This window comes from Micromonospora sp. Llam0 (genome assembly GCF_003751085.1).
Lineage (GTDB): Bacteria > Actinomycetota > Actinomycetes > Mycobacteriales > Micromonosporaceae > Micromonospora_E.
Genome location: NZ_RJJY01000001.1, coordinates 6,223,879 through 6,230,195 on the forward strand (window position 1 = coordinate 6,223,879; position 6,317 = coordinate 6,230,195).

At 71.3% G+C, this 6,317-nt stretch carries 3 protein-coding genes and 4 pseudogenes; 1 reads left to right on the forward strand and 6 read right to left on the reverse strand.

Annotation, left to right across the window (positions count from 1 at the left end):
- Nucleotides 1-46: 46 nt before the first annotated feature.
- Nucleotides 47-1,402, reverse strand: coding sequence for a type VII secretion protein EccB (gene eccB / locus EDC02_RS26955; protein ID WP_123604352.1), 1,356 nt, complete (start codon nt 1,400-1,402; stop codon nt 47-49).
- 147 nt (nt 1,403-1,549) lie between these two features.
- Between eccB and EDC02_RS26960 the strand changes: the two genes are divergently transcribed.
- Entirely contained in the window at nt 1,550-1,936 is a 387-nt protein-coding gene (locus EDC02_RS26960; protein ID WP_123604353.1) for a phage holin family protein, read from the forward strand.
- A gap of 115 nt (nt 1,937-2,051) precedes the next feature.
- Here the strand turns inward: EDC02_RS26960 and EDC02_RS26965 are convergent, their stop codons facing one another.
- From EDC02_RS26965 to EDC02_RS26985, 5 genes and pseudogenes are all read right to left on the reverse strand, one after another.
- Entirely contained in the window at nt 2,052-2,768 is a 717-nt protein-coding gene (locus EDC02_RS26965; RefSeq protein WP_233606455.1) for a zf-HC2 domain-containing protein, read from the reverse strand.
- Nucleotides 2,765-3,260: pseudogene (locus EDC02_RS26970) on the reverse strand (sigma-70 family RNA polymerase sigma factor). The gene EDC02_RS26965 and the pseudogene EDC02_RS26970 overlap by 4 nt, the downstream one beginning before the upstream one ends.
- A 92-nt stretch (nt 3,261-3,352) precedes the next feature.
- A pseudogene (locus EDC02_RS26975) lies at nt 3,353-4,148 on the reverse strand (IclR family transcriptional regulator).
- A gap of 243 nt (nt 4,149-4,391) precedes the next feature.
- A pseudogene (locus tag EDC02_RS26980) lies at nt 4,392-5,455 on the reverse strand (polyprenyl synthetase family protein).
- Between the two features lie 45 nt (nt 5,456-5,500).
- Nucleotides 5,501-6,317, reverse strand: a pseudogene (locus EDC02_RS26985) (NADH-quinone oxidoreductase subunit N); the annotation flags it as partial.

The following is a 6,317-nucleotide window of genomic DNA, read 5'->3' on the forward strand; positions in this document are numbered from 1 at the left end:
GCACCGGCGACGAATCAGCCAGAGCGCGGCTCAACCGGGGAGGCGGTCAGCCGAGGGCGAGCCGCCGGTCCAGGTCCGGACCGGCCGGCACAAGCTCGACCACCTCGGCCGGCAGCCGCGACCGCGCGGCGCCCGGGTAGCCGAGCGTCGGCAACACCGCTGGATCGGGGACCGGATGGCGTAGTCCAGCGTCGGTGATCAGGCTGACCTGCGGGGTGTCCCCGTCCGGCCGCACCGCCTCGTCCCGCCGTACCGCCTCGTCCCGCCGTACCGCCTCGACCAGAGCGCCGCCGCCGGGCGGCAACCGGACGCCCGTGGCCGGGGCGTCCGGATCCACCGCCACCCGTAGCGGGGACTGGATCCCGGCGCCGCCGACGCAGACCGTGCCGGTCGCCGCCGACCGTAGGGCCGGCGTCTCGGCCGGTGGTGCCTGGGGACCGTCCGGGATCAACTCGTCGACCCGGGGCAGGCCGCTGAACCGGCCCTGGGTCAACCGGGTCGGGCCGGCCTGGTCGTGCGCGGTCAGCAGCAGATCGGCCTGCACCTGGGTGATCCCGGCCAGCCCGTCACGGTACGCCACCGCGTACTGTCGCAAGCCGCTCTGAGTGACTACCAGGAAGACCTCGCCGACCGTGGTGTCCGGAATCGTCCGGGACGGCTGCCCGGCACCGGGGACCGTCAGGCGGCCCAGGTCGGCCCCGGCCGGCAGGGCCCGGACCACCGCCGGCGCGACCGGCAACGGGCGGTGCCGGGTCCAGCCGAGCGCGGCGAGCACCAGCTCCGGTTCGGTCACGGCGTGCCGGCGACCCCGCCAGATCAGCTGTACGGCACCGTCCGGTAGCCGGGTGAGCAGCGCGTCGTCGCCGAGCGGCCGACCGCCGGAGCTACCCACGCCGAGCAGCACCGACATGCTGGGCGCGGCTGACTCACCCTGGTCGGCGACGCTGGAGCAAACCGTCCACTCCGGACCGGTCAGGTCCTCGGGGCGGGGCAGCGAGTCCGGCGCGTCGGGGATACCCAGCGGAGAACCTCGCTCGACGCCGCGTAGCGCGGCCTGCCGCACCAGCACGGTACGCGGTGGAGCCGTACCCGCGATCAGCAACGCCGAACTGTAGTTCCGCACCGGGTGCAGCCGGCCGGCGCGGTAGACGTACCGGGCCCCGGACTCCCGTTCGACGATCACCACCCGGCTGTCCCGCCAGTCGGTGGCCACGGATCCGGTCACCGCGCCGTACGCCGCGGCACCACCGAATCCGAGCACGGCGACCAGCACCCCGGCCAGCGTCGCCGGGGCGGTCCGGCGGGCTGGTCGTGCCGGATCGGCCTGCCTGGACACCAACGCTTCGACCAACCGTCGCGCTGCGTACCGGTGGGACTGCAACTGGTGCTGCCGGGACGTCAACCGTGCACCTCCGGGAGCGACGGGCCGCAACCGGTGCACGACATGGCGTCACGGGCGGTTCGACCATGAGAGAGGGTGACACACGATGGTATCGCTGGACGGCGATGCCGGGCGCGACGGCGACGACCGGCATGGCAGGATTCCCGGATGGGTTTCCTGAAAAGCCTCCTCATCCGCCTGGGTAGTACGGCGTTGGCGTTCTGGCTGGCCACCCTGATCATTCCGGGCATCACGTTGCAGACCGACGCGATCGGCGAGGCGGTCGTCACGCTGCTGTTCGTGTCGGTCATCTTCGGCGTGGTGAACGCGGTGCTGCAGCCGATCATCAAGACCGTCGGGTGTGGCCTGTACCTGCTGACCCTCGGGCTGATCGCGGTGGTCGTCAACGGACTGCTGTTCCTGTTGACCGGATTCATCGCCGGCCAGCTCGACCTGCCGTTCCAGGTAGACGGTTTCTGGCCGGCCGCCGTGCTCGGGGCGCTGCTGGTCGGGGTGGTCACCTGGCTGCTGGGTCTGGTGCTGGACCGGGACTGACCGGCCAGCCAGGTCGGCCAGCCAGGTCGGCCAGCCAGATCGGCCAGCCAGATCGGCCAGCCAGATCGGCCGCCGTGGGACGCCACCCAGTCAGCCGACCAGGTACGCCGCCCAGTCAACCGACCCAGTCAACCGACCGGGTCAGCCAACCTGGTACGCCAGGATCGCCGCGCCGTCGGCACGGACCAGTTCGAGCCGTTCCAACTGGTCGTGCTCGAACCGGGTAGCCCCGGTGAAGACGATCTCGGCTCCGGGGCTGACCGCCCACGAGCCGACCTGCTGCTTGGCCCCGTCCCGGTCGTAGGCGACCAGTTCGAAATCCATCGGTCGGCCGTCCGGGTTGGTCGGCTCCCACCAGCAGCGCATGGTGACCTCGGTGCCGTTGGCCGCCGCCTGCAGACCCACCTCGGCGTGGATCGGCAACTGCGAAGCCACCGGCTGCATCGCGACGAGCTGGGAACCGGGCGCGGTATCCGGCGTACCGCCGGCACCCACCCAGCCGACCCCGAAGCCGACCACGATCGCGAGACCGGCGGCGGCCAGCGCCGCCCCGGCGGTCTGCCAGCGGCGCATCCGCCGGCCCCGGCGGCGGGCCCGGCCCGCCGCGTCGACCAGGGTGGCCAACCGGGGCTCGGTCGACGGCGGGTCGCTGATCTGCTCGAAGCCGGCTGGATCCAGCCGGCCGAGCAGACCGGGCAGCACCGCGATGTCGGCGACCGCCTTGCCGGCAGCTCGGGCAGCCGGCGAGGTGATGCTCGTACGCCGCTCGCTCGGCGGGTGACAGGGCACCCAGGACGTACGCGCCGTCGTCGTGCGCGTAGTCACACCTCACTGGGTCACCCCCATCTCCTCCAGCACCAGCCGCAACGAGCGCAGTGCGTAATGTGTCCGTGACTTCACGGTACCCGGCGGAACACCGAGCCTGGCCGCCGCCTCCGATACCGAACGCCCCCGGTAGAAGCACTCGATCAGCACTTCCCGGTGCGGTTGGGAGAGCCGGCCGAGGGCTTCGGCGACGGTCCACGCCTCCACGGCACGGTCCGCCTCGTCCACCGCTGGTGGTGGTTCCGGCAGTTCGTCGGTGACCACCTCGCCGACCCGGACACTGCGTCGACGCCAGGCGTCAATCGCGAGGTTCCGAGCCGTGGTGAACAGCCAGGCCCGTACGGATCCCCGCTCCGGGTCCAGCGACTCGGGATGTCGCCAGGCCCGCAGCAGCGTCTCCTGGACCAGGTCCTCGGCCCGCTGCCGGTCGCCACCGGCCAGCCGCAGCGCATGGGCGAAGAGCGCGTCCACCGTGCTCTTCGTGCAACGCGCGCATCAGTTGTGAATCCTGGTCGGTCAAGAGGCGCCCTTCCCTTCCGCCTCATGACACGTAGCCGTCGGCCAGGCGGTTCAAGGTCCTGGAGAAACTGTTCAGCAGCCCGGATGCTCGGGGCCGGTCATCGCCTCGGCGACCGCCCGGGCGGCGGTGAGCAGTTTCGCACGGACCACCCGGGCCGAGGTCATCATCTCGGCCGCCGGCAACGCGCAGGCGATCGCCACCCGCCGCTCGACGTCCTTGTCCGCGTTGACCATCACCGCGGCGCAGGCGAGGCCCTGCCGGTACTGCCCGATCTCCAGGTGCATGCCGCGCCGGTCGCCGACCGCGAGATCGGCTTCGAAGCCCTCGATGGTGGTGATCGTGGCCGAGGTGAACGGCCGCATGCCGAACTCTTTGAGGTAGCGGAACCGCTGGTCGGGGGTGAGGGTGGCGAGCAGCGCCTTGCCCAGCGCGGTGGCGTGCGCCCCCTCGTCGAACCCGGGCACCAGGTCCTCAAGGTACGGCGAGCGCAGCCCGTCAGCCGATGCGGTCACCGCCACCTGGGCACCGACGAAGCGGCCGAGGTAGTGGCTGTAGCCGGTCTCCACCGCTGCGCGGCGCAGCGCCTCACCGACCGCTGGCGGGCCGCGGAACGCGGCGACCAGTTCGCGGTAGCGGTCGGCCACCTCGAGGCCGACGATGTAGGTGCCGTCCTCGCGACGGATCACGTAGCCCTCGTACGCCAGGGTGCGCACCAGGTGGTACGTGGTCGCCACGGTCAGCTCGCAGCGCCGGGCAATCTGTTTGACGGTCCAGTCCGCGCGGAGCACGTCCGACCGCTTCGAGCACACGCAGTGCCCGTGAAACGCTCCGGATGAGGTCCGAAGGTTCCGCCAAGGGGTCGCGCACAACCACCTCCGCCGCCGGGGACTTACACCATATGAAAAGACAGCCGCCTGTGGAATGCCCTTTCGAATCAGGGGCACCAGGTGGCGACTATCGGTGTGGGCGCCCGACACGTACGGTTCATGCTATTGGCTAACGCAACATCATCGCAAATGGAGGTGCCGTTCGTCGCTCCCTACCCCCGCCAACCGGCGGAAATCCGCCCGTGCGACCGGACCGGGACCGGGACCGAGAACCAGGACCCGGCTAGTTCGTCCGGTCGGCGATGAAATCGCACAGCGACTGCATCGCCTGCCGGGCCGGGCCGGGCGGCAGCGGCGCGAGCCGGGACCGGGCGTCCTCGGCGTAGCCGCGCACCGTCTCCCGGGCCCGCTTCAGCGCCGGCGACTCGCGCAGCAGGGCGAGCGCCTCGGCGTGCAGATCGTCGTCGGTGACCGGGCCGGCGGCCAGGATCTCCCGCAGTCGCCGGGGAGGCGGCGTCACCGTCATCCGAGCCGAGCGCGTAGAGCACCGGAAGCGTGTGCACCCCCTCCCGCAGGTCGGTACCGGGTGTCTTGCCCGACTGGGCGGGAGTCCGAGGCGATGTCGAGCAGGTCGTCGGAGAGCTGGAACGCCACCCCGATGATCTCGCCGTACCCGGCAAGGGCCTCGACGTGCTCCGGGGCCGCGCCGCCGAACATCCCGCCGAACCGCGCGGAGGTCGCGATCAGCGACCCGGTCTTGTCCCCGATCACCTTCAGATAGTGGTTGACCGACTGCTCCCCGTCACGCGGGCCGACCGTCTCGGCGATTCTGGCCGTGCACCAGCCGGGCGAACGTGCGGGCCTTGCAGCCGTACCGCCTCGATGCCGAGATCCGCGGCGAGGTCGGCGGCCCGCGCGAACAGGTAGTCCCCGACCAGGATCGCCACCGAGTTGGTCCACCGCGAGTTGGCGCTCGGTGCGCCACGACGCACCAGCGCCTCGTCCATCACGTCGTCGTGGTACAACGTCGCCAGATGGGTCAGCTCCATCACACCCGCCGCCGGCACCACCAGCGGTGCCGCCGGGTCGCCGAAGTGCGCACCGAGCGCCACCAGCAACGGGCGGAACCGCTTGCCACCGGCCTCGACCAGGTGGCGGCCGCCTCGGTGACGAACGGGTCGGCGCTGAACACGCTGTCGCGCAGCTCGGCCTCGACGTCGGCCAGGATCCCGGCGATGGGACGCCTGCAGCTGCGGGTCGACGATGTCGATCCCGGATCGAGGTCACCGCTCCCGCGCCGGACGCGAAGGAGCTGCCGTCAGCCGTCCTCACCACACCCCCAACCATGCCACAGCGGCGGTGGGGCCCAGGTTGGGGGCGGGTGAGGTGGTTTCATCGGACAAACTCGGCGGCGTTGCTGGTCAGATCGAGCAGCGCTCCCGGCGCACCCCGAGCAGCAGGGTGGCCAGTACGCCGATCATCAGCGCCGCCGAGGTCAGCGCACCGGGATGACCACCGTCGGGGTGGCGTCGCTCGGCTCACTCAGCCACATCATCACCACCACCCGCAGGTACGGGAAGGCGAGAATCATGCTGGTCAACACACGGCGATCACTCAGCCAAGATCTGGCCGTCCCCGACCGCCGCCCCGAAGACCGCGAACTTGCTGGTGAAGCCGCTGGTCAAACGGGATGCCGGCGAACGCCAGCAGGATGAAGGTGAAGATGCCGGCGAACAGCGGGGACCGCCGGCCCCAACCCCGCCCAAGCGGGACAGGTGGGTGGCCTCGCCGTCGGCGTCGCGGACCAGGGTGACCACCCGGAACGCGGCGAGCACGATGAAGCCGTACGCCACCAGGTAGAACATCGTGCTGGCCAGGCCCTCGGCGACAGCGACAACACGCCGACCAGCAGATAGCCGGCGTTGGCCACCGGACGAGTACGCCCAGCAGCCGCTTGATGTCGGTCTGGGTGACCGGCCAGGATCGCCCCGACCAGCATGGTCCAGGATCGCGACCGTGCCGAGCACCGGGGTGAAGTCCCACGCCGCGCCGTAGAACGCCACGTGCAGCACCCGCAGCAGCGCACCGAAACGCGGCGACCTTGGTGCAGGCGGCCTGAAACCGGTCACCCGTGTCGGGCCCCCTGGTACACGTCCGGGGGCCCAGACGTGGCAGGGGCGCCGTCGCCTTGAACAGCAGGCCGACCGAG

Bases quoted from the DNA above. Each gene is read 5' to 3' on its own strand.
- EDC02_RS26960 (WP_123604353.1), top strand. From the start codon at position 1,550: ATGGGTTTCCTGAAAAGCCTCCTCATCCGCCTGGGTAGTACGGCGTTG.